Here is a 13,831-nt window from a genome sequence, read left to right as displayed (position 1 = left end):
AAGCCTAGCCGATCAACGCCCGGTCTGCGCTAATGAGCTGCCAATTGATTGGACAGTAGAAAATGATCAGTCGCGTAACCAGATCAAGGAGGCGAAGCGTCCGGTTTGCCCATCACGACGATAGGAAAAATAGCGCGCAGGCTCGCTGACAGTGCATAAATCCCCGCCATAGACTGCAGTGACCCCGGCATTGGCAAGACGCTGACGTGCAAGTAAATAGATATCGGCGAGATAATGCCCCGCACGCGCGGAGGGCAGAAAAGCAGCAGCGGATTGCGCATCTGCGGAAATAAACGCCGCGCGCACCTCAGGTCCGACTTCAAACTCTTGCGAACCAATAGCCGGCCCCAGCCATGCCATTAGCGAGTAACCGGGGCTACCCATACCTTTTATCGTCTGCTCCAATATGCCATCGAGCAAACCTCTCCAGCCCGCGTGAGCGGCAGCAACACGAGTGCCATCCTTATTGCAGAAAAGCACCGGCAAACAGTCTGCCGTCATCACCGTACAGGCGATGTTACGCTCATTGGTCCAGCTGGCGTCGGCGTCGAGAACCTGAGTGGCGTCCGCCTTAACCAAATGCGTACTGTGGGTCTGGTTCAACCAGGCGGGAGCACAGCCCAGTACGCGCTGCAGTTCGGCACGATTGGCCGCCACGTGGCTGACTTCGTCACCCACATGGCTACCCAGATTAAAGCCCTTCCAGGGTCCCTGGCTGCAACCACCACGGCGCGTAGTGATGCAGGTTCGTACATTCGCAGGCGCTGGCCATTCGGCGCTGATCCACAACGGACTCATTCGGCTATCTCACCGTCCTCTTTAAGCAGCGCCAGCAGATGCTGCATATCAGCAGGTATAGGGACTTGCCACTGCATCAGACGACCATCCAGCGGGTGCTCCAGCTCAAGCCGGCGTGCGTGCAGTGCCTGACGAGGGAACTCGCGCAACTCGCTGATCAACTCAGGACTGGCGCCTGGCGGAATACGCAACCGGCCACCGTAGGTGGTGTCGCCTACCAGCGGAAAGTAAATATGACTCATGTGGACGCGAATCTGGTGAGTGCGGCCGGTTTCCAGCTTGACCTTCACATGAGTGTGCGCGCGAAAGCGATTGATCACGCGATAATGGCTGATCGCCTGCTTGCCGCCAGCAACTACTGCCATTTTCTGCCGCTGCGTACCGTGCCGCGCAATAGGTTGGTCAACCTTGCCGCCCGCGGTCATAACGCCGACCACCACACATTCGTACTCACGGCTTACGGTCCGCGCCTGCAGCTGCGCCACCAGATCGGTTTGCGCTTCAATTGTCTTGGCGACCACCATCAGGCCTGTGGTGTCTTTATCCAGGCGATGCACAATACCTGCGCGCGGCACCTTTGCCAGCTCAGGCGAGTGATGCAGGAGCGCATTCAACAGCGTGCCATCGCGGTGCCCGGCGGCCGGATGCACCACCAGACCGGCTGGTTTGTTGATTACCAGCAGAGCATCGTCTTCATAGATAATGTCCAGAGCAATTGCTTCAGGCTGCCAGTCTCCCTGCACTTCACGCTCAGCATTGAGCGTCAGCTGCTCACCGCCGTAAACCATATCGCGCGTTCGTTTTTGCTCGCCATCAACCAGCAGACTGCCATCTTTTATCCAAGCCTGCAGGCGCGACCGCGAGTGTTCAGGAAACAATTGGGCCGCCGCTTGGTCAAGGCGTTGACTACCTGACTCGTGACTAACTTGTGCAGACAAAAGAATACGATCGGTCATACAGGACTCGTTGGATAAAGCGGACTATGAAGCGGCAGATGCAATCCCTTTTGGTTTCGTCTCTGCGCTGTGGTTAAATACGGCTTTTCCCGGTTTGCCGGGACTGCTGCACAAGCCTTAACTATAACAGGACGGCTGCTGTCGAAACAGCGTGGCGCCGTCCATTCGGATGTCATGATATGTCGCTGAAACATCTCCTGCTGGTCGGCCTGCTCGCTTTTGTTGCCGCCTGTTCTACCAATAAGACCGTAATCGACGAGTCGCTCAGCGAATCAGAGCTTTACCGCAAAGCGCAAACCGATCTGGACGCAGAAAATTTTGGCCCTGCGATTGAGACCCTGCGGGCGCTGGAATCGCGTTACCCGTTCGGCCGCTATGCCGATCAAGCGCAACTTGAGCTGATCTACGCCTACTACGAAAATATGGAGCCGGAGGCAGCCACAGCGTCCGCAGATCGCTTTATTCGCCTGCACCCGCAGCATCCCAATGTCGACTACGCCTACTACATTCGCGGCCTGGCCTCCTTTACCCGCGACCGGGGCATCTTCGAGCGCTTTTTGCCGCTGGACATGACCCGCCGTGATCCGGGTGCAGCCCGTGACTCGTTCAACGACTTCGCGCAGTTGATCAACCGTTACCCTAATAGCCAATACGCCCCTGACGCTCGTCTGCGCATGGTATACCTGCGCAACCTGCTGGCCGACTACGACGCCCACGTGGGTCACTACTACCTCAAGCGCGGCGCTTACCTGGCTGCTGCCAACCGCGGCCGCTACATTGTGGAGAACTACCAGCAGACCCCAGCGGTAGGCAACGGCCTGGCGCTCATGGTTGCCGGTTATGACCGCCTGGCGATGCACGATCTGGCTGACAGCGCGCTGGAGACCCTGAAACTGAATTACCCCGAGCATCCAGCACTGGTTAAAGGCAAGTTCAAGCATCACGTCGAGCCCAGCCAGCCTGAGATGAACTGGATGGAATCCATGTCCGTCAGCGCCATGGATGTGTTGACTGCACCACCGCCACGCACCGCGAAAACGCAGATGCAACGCCAGATGGATCGCGAGTACCAAGACGCTGTGGCAGCTCTGCCCCGTGAGGTTCGAGTGCATGACGAAGAAGGCCGCCGTTCATTCTGGAACCGCATCACCTTCGGTCTGATTGACTAAAATCTGACCCTGTAAAAAAGCCCGCGCTGATTTGCATCAGCGCGGGCTTTTTTGTTGCTGCAAGCTACAAGCTACAAGCTACAAGCTACAAGCTACAAGCTACAAAAGCGTAAACTCACTATCACCACCGTCAAGCCGCTTTTGCTTTTGCTTTTTCTTTTTCTTTTGCTTTTGCTTTTGCTCTTGCTCTTGCTCTTACTTGAAGCTTGAAGCTTGAAGCTTATGGCTTATGGCTTATGGCTTATGGCTTGTGGCTGCTCAATCATCCAGTGCCCAACCAGAGGTAATAGGATAGCGACGGTCACGCCCAAAGCCGCGCTGGGTAACCCGTGCACCCACCGCAGCCTGGCGGCGCTTGTACTCATTGAGATCAACCAGCCTGAGCACACGCTTGACCACATCCTCGGCAAAGCCAGCGGCGATAATCGCACTCGCTGACTGATCATGCTCGATGTACAGACGCAATATCTCATCCAGCTCCGGGTAAGCCGGCAACGAATCCTCATCTTTCTGGTCCGGTGCCAATTCGGCAGATGGCGGTCGATCAATCACGCGCTGCGGGATAACCGGGTCGATGCTGTTGCGATACTCAGCCAGCCGGAACACCAGCGTCTTGGGCACATCCTTCAGCACATCAAAGCCGCCGGCCATATCGCCATACAAGGTCGCATAACCCACGGCCATCTCACTCTTGTTACCTGTGGTCAGTACCAGCGAGCCAGTCTTGTTCGATAGCGCCATCAATAACGTGCCACGGCAGCGCGCCTGCAGGTTTTCTTCCGTAGTGTCGCGCGGCAGACCGGCGAAAACAGGCTCCAGCGTAGTCATAAACGCCTCAACCATAGGCGCGATGGGCAGCACACGGTAGGTAACCCGCTGGGTATTAGCCTGCGCCTCGGCGTCTTCGAGGCTCATGCCGGAGGTGTAGTGGTAGGGCATCATCACCGCCTCAACCCTTTCAGCGCCCAGCGCATCGACTGCCACTGCCAACGTCAGCGCAGAATCGATACCACCCGATAGCCCAAGCACCACTCCCTTGAAGCCGTTCTTATTGACGTAATCGCGCACCCCGGTGACCAGCGCCTGATAAACGCTTGCCTCGAGCTCCGGCATAGCGGCCAGCGCCCCCTGATGCAACTTGACCGACTCATCGTCAAACAGCACGTCCACCGGATACAAGCCTTCATCAAAGGCCCCGACCCGACAGGCAACATGCCCACTGCTGCCAATGGCGACCGAGCCGCCATCAAACACCAGTTCATCCTGCCCACCCACCTGATTGACGTAAATGATCGGCATGCCGCCTTGCTGCGCACGCTCAGCCAACATGGCTTCACGCTCCTGCTGCTTATCCATATGAAATGGCGAGGCATTCAGATTGAGCATCAGGCGTCCACCGGCCTGGGCCGCGAGCGCCATCGGTTGCGGATGCCAAATATCCTCACAAATACTCAGCGCAACCGGCAGACCCTCTATGTCCACTACACAGGCGCCATCGCCCTCGGTGAAGTAGCGCTTTTCATCAAATACGCGGTAATTGGGCAACTGCTGCTTGGCATAGGAAGCGACTATTTTCCCATCGGCGATGACGGCAGCCATGTTGAAACACTGCCCTTCGCTCTGCCAGGGATAGCCCACTACGACATGAATGCCCTGCACTTCATCACACAATCGCTGCAACGCACTCTCAATACGCGCCTGCATGTTCGAGCGCAGTAACAAGTCCTCAGGCGGATAACCGCACAAAGACAGCTCGGGAAACAAAATGACCCGTGCCCCCAGTTCATCACGTGCATGTACAGACGCACTAATGATGCGATCAAGGTTACCGGGGATATCGCCGACCCGCATATTCAGCTGGGCCATCACGAGGCGCAAGGTCGCTGCCATGTTCACTCTCCTGAATCAGAATGGCACCTATTGTCCGGCATGCACCGCAGCCTCGCAATCGTCGCGTGCTCTGAGTCTGCCAAAGGCCAGGCTCCGCCGCTTTGGCTGCTGCGGCCAATGGGCTACACTAATCCACCTTCACTTTGTATAGCAGTGGTCATGGGCTTGATAAAACTGATAATTCTCGGCGCGCTTATCTGGTTGGCTCTCAACCTGTGGCGACGCACTCAGATTGTAAAGAACCGGGCCAAGGGATCACCCTCGCCGCGTGACCAGGCACCGGTAATGGTGCGATGCGCGCACTGCCAGGTACATCTGCCGCGCGATCGCGCCTTGCGTGCCAACGATAACTGGTACTGCTGTGCGGAGCATCGTGATGCCCAGCCAGAGTGAGCAGATAGACTCGCAACGGCCTCGCCTGCTCCGCATTTATAATCTCTATCGGGTGATTCTGGGTTTCGGCCTGACGCTCCTCACCAGTTCGGTCTTACGTGACGGCCTGCTCGATCTGAGCGATCCACCGCTCTACGCGAAGACCAGCTGGGTCTACCTGTTCATCAATGTTCTGGTAGCACTGCTACTGCATCGCGGTCGACGCGACCTGCATGTCTTCATCCTGACACTGGCCGATATCGGCTTGCTTGGCGTGGTATTTTTCGCCGCAGGTGGTGTCGGTAGCGGTTTTGGCAACCTGTTGATCATCCCTGTCGCGATTGGCAATATCCTGCTGCATGGCCGTATCGGCCTGTTACTGCCCGCCCTGGCCAGCATCGGTCTGATCTATCTGACCTTCTTCCTTAGCCTGACACACCCCTACATCGGCCAGAGTTATCTGCAGGTCGGCGTATTGGGTTGTATCTATTTCGCCGTGGCGCTTTTTGTACAACGCTTTAGCCGACGACTGTATCTGTCGGAAACTCTGGCACAGCAACAGGCGGCGACCCTGGCCAGCATGGAGGAGCTGAACGAGCTGATTATTCAACGCATGCGTACTGGCATCGTCGTGGTCGGCTCCGACAACCGCATCGTCGCGGGTAATGAAGCCAGTGCACAAATGCTGGCACGGCCTATTCTCACTGGCGCAGCGCTCAACAAGCTGGTGCCAGAGCTGGACAAGCGACTGCAGCAATGGCGACGTAACCCGTCAACGCGCTCGACCTCCTTCCAGAGCCACAGTGGCAGTACCGAGGTGCTGGCCAACTTTAAACCGTTGGGTGATAGCGGCGACAATACCATTCTGATTTTTTTGGACGATAGCACTCAGATTGCACAACAGGCGCAGCAGCTCAAACTGGCCTCACTGGGCAGACTGACGGCCAGCATTGCGCACGAGATACGCAATCCCTTGGGTGCCATTAGCCATGCGGCGCAGCTACTCAATGAATCAGATCAAATGGACAAACAAGATCTGCGCCTGACCGAGATCATCCAGCAGCATTCAAAGCGCATGAATCGCGTCATAGAGACCGTGCTGGAGCTCTCCCGTCGTCGCCCCAGCGAGCCACAGCTAATTGACTTGGCGTTGTGGACCTCCAACTTCCTCAACGACTTTCGTGCCGCCAACCCGGCCACGGACACCATAGAATGCGAAATCGAGAAAGAAGGCATACTGACGCGAGTGGACCCGAATCAGATAACCCAGGTGCTCGATAACCTGTGCCAAAACGCCTTTCGGTATAGCGGCGCGGCCGGCAGCCACAGGACGATTTATCTGAAGCTGTATGAAGACAGCAGCAGTCAGTTACCAACGATAGAAGTCATCGACCACGGCCCTGGCGTAGCAGCAGAGCACGTTGGACATATCTTTGAGCCCTTCTACACTACTGAAGCCAGCGGCACCGGTCTTGGTCTTTATATTTCACGTGAACTGTGCGAAAGCAATCAGGCTCGCCTGGAATATCAGACAGTCACCCCTACCGGCAGCTGCATGCGTATTACCTTCGCCCACCCCAAACGACTGGTATGATTGACCAGGTAACACGTTTAAAGGCAAGGAGCACCCAAGGCTGACATGAGTAAACCCACTGTCCTGATCATTGACGACGAGCCCGACATCCTTGAATTACTGGATCTGACGCTTGGACGCATGAACGTCTGTACTGAAAGCGCCAGCACCCTGAACCAGGCTCTTTCTCTGCTGCGCAAAAATCACTATGCACTCTGCCTGACCGACATGCGTCTGCCTGATGGAGACGGCATGAGCGTCGTACGGCATATCCAGCAACACAGCCCTTGTACACCGGTTGCCATGATTACGGCTTACGGCAGCCTGGACACCGCCATCAATGCTTTAAAGGCCGGCGCCTTCGACTTCCTGACCAAACCGGTTGATCTAAACCGCCTGCGCGAACTCGTCAGCACGGCCTTAAAATTAACTCAGTCCGCTAGCGAACCTGAGCGGCAGGAGCAGGACCCCTTGCTTGGGGTATCACCGCCCATGGAGCGCCTGCGCAAACAGATCGGCAAACTCGCGCGCAGTCAGGCTCCGCTGTATATCAGTGGCGAGTCCGGCAGCGGCAAAGAGTTAGTCGCGCGCCGGATACATGCGCTCGGCCCTCGCACTGAGCAGCCCTTTGTTCCGGTGAACTGCGGCGCGATACCCTCAGAGCTGATGGAAAGCGAGTTTTTCGGCCATCGTAAGGGCAGCTTCACCGGCGCTGTAGCGGACAAACCCGGCCTGTTTCAGGCGGCAAACCGCGGCACTCTGTTCCTCGACGAAGTCGCCGACCTCCCCATGGCGATGCAGGTCAAATTGCTGCGCGCGATTCAGGAAAAGGCCGTTAGACCCCTGGGTACGCAACAGGAAGAAGCAGTCGATGTACGCCTACTCTGTGCAACGCACAAGGATCTGGCCATTGAGGTAGCGGAAGGTCGTTTTCGACAGGATCTGTTCTACCGCATCAACGTTATTGAATTAAAGGTGCCACCGCTACGCGAGCGACGTGAAGATTTACCCCTACTCACTCGCCATATCCTCGGCAAGCTGGCGCAGCGCAATGGACTACCGACGCCACAGATCACCGACAGCTGTATGGAGATGCTGTGTAATTACCGTTTTCCCGGTAATGTGCGAGAGCTTGAGAACACACTGGAGCGCGCCTTTACGCTGTGCGAGAACCAGCGCATTGAAACCTCGGATTTACAATTATCTGGCTGCCCTTCACCCGGCGGTGACGACAGCCAGGATCTAAGCCAGATCGACCATCTGGAAGACTTTCTCGATAACATAGAGCGTCAGGCCATTACTCAGGCGCTGGAAGAAACACGCTGGAATAAAACCGCCGCGGCCAAAAGATTGGGGCTCACCTTCCGCTCCCTGCGCTATCGCCTGAAAAAACTGGGGCTGGACGACTGATAGCTGGAAGCTGGAAGCTGGAAAAGCGTGGACCACAGCGCTTTTTTGAATCAACGCGGATCCCGCTTATTTGTCCATTGATTTTCTGTCCCGCTAAAGCGGCTGGCACACGCGGCCGGCTGGCAGATAGGGCGCAGGATCAAGTTCCGGCTGACGCTGCAACAGCAGATCGGCGAGCAGCCGGCAGGAGGCTGGCGCCAGCACCAGTCCATTACGATAATGGCCTGCATTCAGCCACAAACCCGGCAGCTCAGATACCGGACCAATGTAGGGCACACCTTCGGGAGAGCCCGGACGCAAGCCAGCCCATTGGGCAACCGGGGACAGCTCCCGCAATTCCGGCAACAATCCCTCTGCCGATTGCCGCAGTGATTCAAGCGCTTGCGTGCTGGTTCTTTTATCGTAACCGGCATGCTCCAGCGTGCTACCGATCAGAATATGCCCATCGCGACGCGGAATCGCATAACGCCCTTCATACAACACCACTGACTTCAGCCAACCAGGCTCACGCTTATATAACAGCATCTGACCTTTGACCGGAACGACCGGGAGACTGAGGCCCGCCTCCGCCAGCCAGTCGCCAGACCAGGCACCCGCTGCCACCACCACAGCATCAGCGCGATATTCAGCGGCTTGAGTGGTAACGCCAACAACCCGATCTCCGTCACGCAACAACCCGGTCGCCGGACTATGTTCCTGCAGATTAAACTCAGCAAACTGCAGCAATCTGGCTCGCAGCGCCTGCAACAGCCTGGGATTGCGCACATTGGCCAGGTCAGCCTGCCACAGCGCACTTTGATAACCGCTGGCCAGTTGTGGCACTCGCTCATAGACAAAGTCGCTCGCAACCTCAGCCAGAGGCTGCTGCCGCTGCTGCGCCCAGGCAAGTGCCTGGTCACGCTCAGCGTGATCCAGCCACAACAGGCCACAAGGCTCTACTTCTGAGTCGATTCCGGTTTGCGCCAAAAGCTGCGCAGATAAGGTTGGATAATAGCCCTGTGACCAATTCGCCAACGCACTGACAGACGCCTGATAACGCCAGGGATACAAGGGCGAGACGATACCACCACCAGCCCATGAGGCTTCTCTCCCCAACTCTCCTCGTTCCAGCAGCGTTACTCGACACCCCGCCTCCAGCAAATTCAGCGCACTCAAACAGCCGATCACACCGCCCCCTACCACCACAATCTCCTGCATCTAAGCCTCGCTAGCAAAAAGTTCTAAAGCAATAAGTCGGACACCTGTAGCCCCAACCTCAGGAAACGCAGCCTACAACCAAAACGCCAACCAGGCCTTGCGCAGCGTCAATAAAGGCAAGGCGTGTATTCTGACTCGTCGCGCCCGGCGTAAACAACTACGCATAAATAAATAAGCCCTGCCCTCGCCCTGCGCGCTGCAAACAACCACGTAAAAAATGACCAAGACACCTTATTTGGTCACTTTACCCCCACTTTCATTCTGTTACCGGATGAATTAACCCGGTATGATAAGACTTCTCTGAACTACTCCAATGGCCGATTACCGTCAGACCATTAAGCCCTGGTAGCTCATTCCACAAAGCAGAAACCGTTAGCCAGCCCGCTGTCTCGACTGACTAAACAGATGCTTGCATACCGGGGCTTGCGGAGCACACAGCACGACGCTTGACGTGCTCTCGATGCAGCCACAAGCCTTGATCGAGAACAAGCCCGTTTGCTAGTCGCCCCGACATTGGCCAGTATGATTACTGGAGAGCTCAAGAGGCTCCTTGATTTTTACCAAAGAGGCGACATGTTAATGACAGCAAGAAATGTAGATGTATTGCTGGTCGGTGGTGGTGTCATGAGCGCTACGCTAGGGATGTTGCTCAAACAGCTGGATCCGGCGATGACCATTACCCTGGTCGAGCGTCTGGACCACGTTGCTCACGAAAGTACCGACGGCTGGAACAACGCAGGCACCGGACACGCTGGTTACTGCGAGTTGAATTACACTCCGCAGGACGACGCAGGCAACATTGCTATTGAGCGTGCGCTCTCCATCAACGCATCCTTTGAGGTTACCCTGCAATTCTGGACCTATCTGGTCGAACAGGGAATCCTGCCCAAGGCATCAGACTTCATCAACACTACCCCGCACCAGAGCTTTGTCTGGGGCGAGAAAGATGTTGAGTTTCTACGCAAACGTCACGAGCTACTGAGCAACCACCACCTCTTTGCTGAAATGCAGTACAGCGATACGCCAGAGACTCTGCGCGAGTGGATGCCACTGATCATGTCCAGCCGTGACGCCAAGCAACCCGTTGCGGCGACCCGTGTCGATCACGGCTCGGATGTTGATTTCGGTTCACTGACGCGCAAAATGATTGATCACCTGAAACAACAGGAAGGCTTTGAGCTTTGCCTGAAGCATTCGGTGAAGAGTCTGCGCAAGAGCAAGAAAGGTCATTGGCGCGTCAATATCGAAGACGAGAATACCGGCGAAGAAAAAGACTTCAACGCCAAGTTCGTTTTCCTCGGCGCCGGCGGTGGCTCCCTGCCGCTGCTGCAGAAGTCCCATATCGATGAAAGCCAAGGTTACGGCGGCTTCCCGGTCAGCGGTCAGTGGCTGGTATGCAAGGACCCGGACGTGGTCAAGCGCCACAGTTCCAAGGTTTATGGCAAAGCACCCGTTGGCGCGCCACCGATGTCGGTCCCGCACCTGGATACCCGCATCATCAACGGCAAACCGGCGTTGCTGTTTGGCCCCTTTGCCGGGTTCACCACCAAGTTTCTGAAGAAGGGCTCGGTGTTTGACCTGTTCTCTTCGGTCAAAACCTATAACGTGGCGCCGATGATGGCAGTGGGCCGCGACAACATGGATCTGACCAAGTACCTGATTGCCGAGTCCTTTCAGTCGCACAAAGACCGAGTCGCGTCACTGCGCAACTACTTCCCGGATGCCCAGGAGAAGAACTGGACACTGCAGGATGCTGGCATGCGCGTACAGATCATCAAGAAAGACGCCAAAGGCCACGGCAAGCTTGAGTTTGGTACAGAAATAGTCGCTGCCAAGGACGGCACACTCGCCGCTCTCCTGGGCGCCTCACCCGGCGCATCAACTGCAGTGCAAGCGATGATTGATGTATTAGAGCGCTGCTTCAAAGATCGTATTGCCAGCCCAGAGTGGCAGGCACGCATGAAAACACTGGTGCCGTCTTACGGTCAGTCGCTGATTAACGACGCCGAGCTGCTCAAGAGTGTGCGCAAGCGCACTCTGAGCACACTGGGACTGGGTCAGTCCAAAGTCTGAAAGCGCTCTATGCGCTCGGGTGTTGGCGGGTGGGTTGACAGGAAACTGCTCAATCCACTCGCCACGTCCTTCTCCTCGTCACTATTTGCTGAACCCGGATCCAGACGCTGCATGATGTCGGCAAAACGTTGCGGCGCAATAGCCTGCTGCTGCAAAAACGCCAGTGCAAAGTCATCCGCTTCCGTTTCCATGCCTCGCTGATAACTCAAACTAGCCAATAACGCCGGCAAACCTGCTGCCATATCTGAGGCTGCGGAGATATCGCCGGTCAGCGACACCATGACAAATACCAGCAATGAGCCCTGTACCAGGTTGCGCATACTGTGACGGTGCACAACGTGCCCCACCTCATGCGCCATCACGGACGCCAACTCTTCATCGTTTTTTGCCAGCGCCACCATGTCATCGGTAAAAACCAGATTACCGCCCGGCAAGGCAAAGGCATTGGCACCCAGCGCCTCTGAGGCACGAAAATGCAGTTGCAGACTATGCTCAGGATAATCGTCCTGCATGACTCGCAGATAGGGCGCCATGGCAGACAGCACCTCCTGCTGGCGAGCCTCGGTCATCTGGCTAGGCTCCATCCATAGCTTATCCATATTAGCCAACGCCTCCTCGCCAATACGGGTCTCAAGCTCAACCGGCAAGGCATCAGCGATTTGGGCGGATAGCCAGGGCACGCCATACAGCACGCCGATAACGGAAAACGCCAGCACAGCTATCAGGCTAAAAACAATCAGCCGGGTATTTACCTCAAAACGCTGCAGCCAACTATCGCCCGAGCGTTTAAGCTCGCGAGCCAGGCGCTGTAAGCCGCTTACATCGAGCGACTCCAACACCCCCCCATCACTCAGGTGTAGATAACTATTGGCGCTACCAACCTGAACGCCAAGACGCACTTGATCGGCGGGGTAATGCTTAGCTTTACCCGCCACCTCCAGGCGTAAGCACCCACCCACCACATTGGCGCGCGCCTCGCTGCTATGGCTTGAGTTGCCGTCGAAATAGCGGCCGACAACCCATTGCTCAGATGAGGGAGATACCGACATCGAAGGCGTCCCCCAACTCCAGACCTACCGCACCAGCACGTTGCGCCTCGCCGGCGACAAAACCATCAAGATCGCCCTGAATATGCATTTTGGTGCAACTCGCACGATAGCGCGCCATGCGCACTTTGGCCCAAGGCGTAAAAATACCCATACTCAGCATGATCAGCAGGCTATTGCTGAAGAAAATCCAGACAATACGGCGCTTGCCCAGAGAAGACTCAAAACCATGATCGGCCAAGGTGGTAGCAGACATGATCAGATTGGTAACGCCCGCCATTGCGTACCCAAAGAGCAACAAATAACCCAGCACAATGAAAATAACTGAAAAGGCGCCATGCACGAACTGGGCGATCGCCGAGAGCGCGGCAACGCCCAGCAAGACGCCCAGCATTTTCAGAAAGAACATATAGACCTGGCCTGCAGTAAGGTTGAGATGAAACTCACTACGACCATAACGCAAGTTGTCCACCAGGAAGACATACCAGCGCTGCGCTGAAAACGGCACCAGCAGCCCCAGGCTGAGTATCGATAGCAGTGGCCACAGGTAAATGACCTTGGCCGCCTGCCAGTAGCTACCGACAAAGTCGAACCTGATGTTGCGATAGGCGCTGTTCACGGCATGAAACTTCAGCGAGCGCGCGATAATCCAGGGGATCAGCGGAATAAAAATCAGCAATAACCCCATCGCGATCACGGGGTAAAAGGTCGAGGCAACAGACCAGATAATCACCGCTACCAACGCGACCATACGACCACGAAAGATGACCCAGGGATCGGCCAGATATTGGAAGCTGGTATCCTCTAGCAGAGTATGACCGTAGAAGTACTGCATATTGCGCACCTTGGCCCAGGGCGCGTAAAAACCCAGGGTGACAACCAGCAGCAGAATATTAACGATCCAGATACCGAAGTATTCCTCTCCGGTACCGGTGAACCTGATCTTCGCGCTGCGCCGACCTGAAGCACCTGCGCCCTGCCCTGACGCAACTGGCGGTAGGGGCGGCTCATCTGCGGACATGACCGGCTCCGGACGCGAAGCTGGCTCATCAGTTATCACTGACTGTTCCGCGACACTCTCCGCCTGCACCTTGGTTATCAAGCCGGCAGACTGCAAGCGCTGACAGTAACGCTCGGCTTGCTCCGCACTCAGATTGCTCTTGATAGTGACCTTGCGCCCCATCAGCAGAGCCTGCACTTGGCGCTCATCAAAGCCCAGGCGCAGCAGCTCAGCGCGCAGTTCTGACTCTTCTATACCCGCAACACGGGCACCACTAAAAACAACCTTATAGCTGTCCGGCATCGAAATCCCTTCCATTAATAAAATACATCCCGCCCAAATAGACC

General features: G+C 56.3%; 11 protein-coding genes. 5 read left to right on the top strand and 6 right to left on the bottom strand.

All coding sequences use genetic code 11. The annotated features are described in order from the left end of the window. Window positions 1–66: 66 nt before the first annotated feature. Window positions 67–798 (bottom strand): peptidoglycan editing factor PgeF, encoded by a 732-nt coding sequence (gene pgeF, locus H4J77_RS11885; protein WP_123887579.1) that lies wholly within the window; start codon window positions 796–798, stop codon window positions 67–69. Then, entirely contained in the window at window positions 795–1,754 is a 960-nt protein-coding gene (rluD, locus tag H4J77_RS11880; protein ID WP_123887578.1) for a 23S rRNA pseudouridine(1911/1915/1917) synthase RluD, read from the bottom strand. Before rluD ends, pgeF begins: the two co-directional genes overlap by 4 nt. A gap of 179 nt (window positions 1,755–1,933) precedes the next feature. On the opposite strand from rluD, the gene H4J77_RS11875 reads away from it, so the two are divergent. Continuing rightward, a complete protein-coding gene (locus H4J77_RS11875) occupies window positions 1,934–2,923 on the top strand; it encodes an outer membrane protein assembly factor BamD (RefSeq protein WP_123887576.1) in 990 nt (329 codons plus the stop codon). 258 nt (window positions 2,924–3,181) lie between these two features. On the opposite strand, the gene H4J77_RS11870 is transcribed toward H4J77_RS11875, so the two are convergent. After that, entirely contained in the window at window positions 3,182–4,813 is a 1,632-nt protein-coding gene (locus H4J77_RS11870) for an NAD+ synthase (RefSeq protein ID WP_123887572.1), read from the bottom strand. On the opposite strand from H4J77_RS11870, the gene H4J77_RS20200 reads away from it, so the two are divergent. The 3 genes from H4J77_RS20200 to H4J77_RS11855 are packed head-to-tail and all read left to right on the top strand — an operon-like array spanning window position 4,718 to window position 8,168. After that, complete coding sequence (locus H4J77_RS20200) at window positions 4,718–5,206, top strand: PP0621 family protein (RefSeq protein WP_310734970.1); 489 nt, start codon at window positions 4,718–4,720, stop codon at window positions 5,204–5,206. The genes H4J77_RS11870 and H4J77_RS20200 overlap by 96 nt on opposite strands. Next, window positions 5,190–6,779 carry a nitrogen regulation protein NR(II) gene (locus tag H4J77_RS11860; RefSeq protein ID WP_123887568.1) on the top strand — a complete coding sequence of 530 codons (1,590 nt, stop codon included), beginning with the start codon at window positions 5,190–5,192 and terminating at the stop codon, window positions 6,777–6,779. Before H4J77_RS20200 ends, H4J77_RS11860 begins: the two co-directional genes overlap by 17 nt. A gap of 45 nt (window positions 6,780–6,824) precedes the next feature. Beyond that, a complete protein-coding gene (locus H4J77_RS11855) occupies window positions 6,825–8,168 on the top strand; it encodes a sigma-54 dependent transcriptional regulator (protein WP_182248524.1) in 1,344 nt (447 codons plus the stop codon). A gap of 93 nt (window positions 8,169–8,261) precedes the next feature. Here the strand turns inward: H4J77_RS11855 and thiO are convergent, their stop codons facing one another. Then, window positions 8,262–9,365 (bottom strand): glycine oxidase ThiO, encoded by a 1,104-nt coding sequence (gene thiO / locus H4J77_RS11850; protein ID WP_182248523.1) that lies wholly within the window; start codon window positions 9,363–9,365, stop codon window positions 8,262–8,264. A 579-nt stretch (window positions 9,366–9,944) separates the two neighbouring features. On the opposite strand from thiO, the gene mqo reads away from it, so the two are divergent. Further along, window positions 9,945–11,438 (top strand): malate dehydrogenase (quinone), encoded by a 1,494-nt coding sequence (gene mqo / locus H4J77_RS11845; protein WP_182248522.1) that lies wholly within the window; start codon window positions 9,945–9,947, stop codon window positions 11,436–11,438. Here the strand turns inward: mqo and H4J77_RS11840 are convergent. Together H4J77_RS11840 and H4J77_RS11835 are read right to left on the bottom strand one after the other, a co-directional pair. Next, window positions 11,423–12,487, bottom strand: coding sequence for a M48 family metallopeptidase (locus H4J77_RS11840; RefSeq protein WP_123887560.1), 1,065 nt, complete (start codon window positions 12,485–12,487; stop codon window positions 11,423–11,425). The genes mqo and H4J77_RS11840 overlap by 16 nt on opposite strands. Beyond that, window positions 12,465–13,802 carry a YjgN family protein gene (locus H4J77_RS11835; protein WP_123887559.1) on the bottom strand — a complete coding sequence of 446 codons (1,338 nt, stop codon included), beginning with the start codon at window positions 13,800–13,802 and terminating at the stop codon, window positions 12,465–12,467. The genes H4J77_RS11840 and H4J77_RS11835 overlap by 23 nt, the downstream gene beginning before the upstream one ends. Window positions 13,803–13,831: the final 29 nt, after the last annotated feature.

The sequence above is a fragment of the Pseudomonas sp. 5Ae-yellow genome (assembly GCF_014077575.1).
Taxonomy (GTDB): domain Bacteria; phylum Pseudomonadota; class Gammaproteobacteria; order Pseudomonadales; family Pseudomonadaceae; genus Halopseudomonas; species Halopseudomonas neustonica.
The sequence above is the reverse complement of the archived record's forward strand: the minus strand, read 5'-3'. Positions and strand labels throughout refer to the sequence as shown.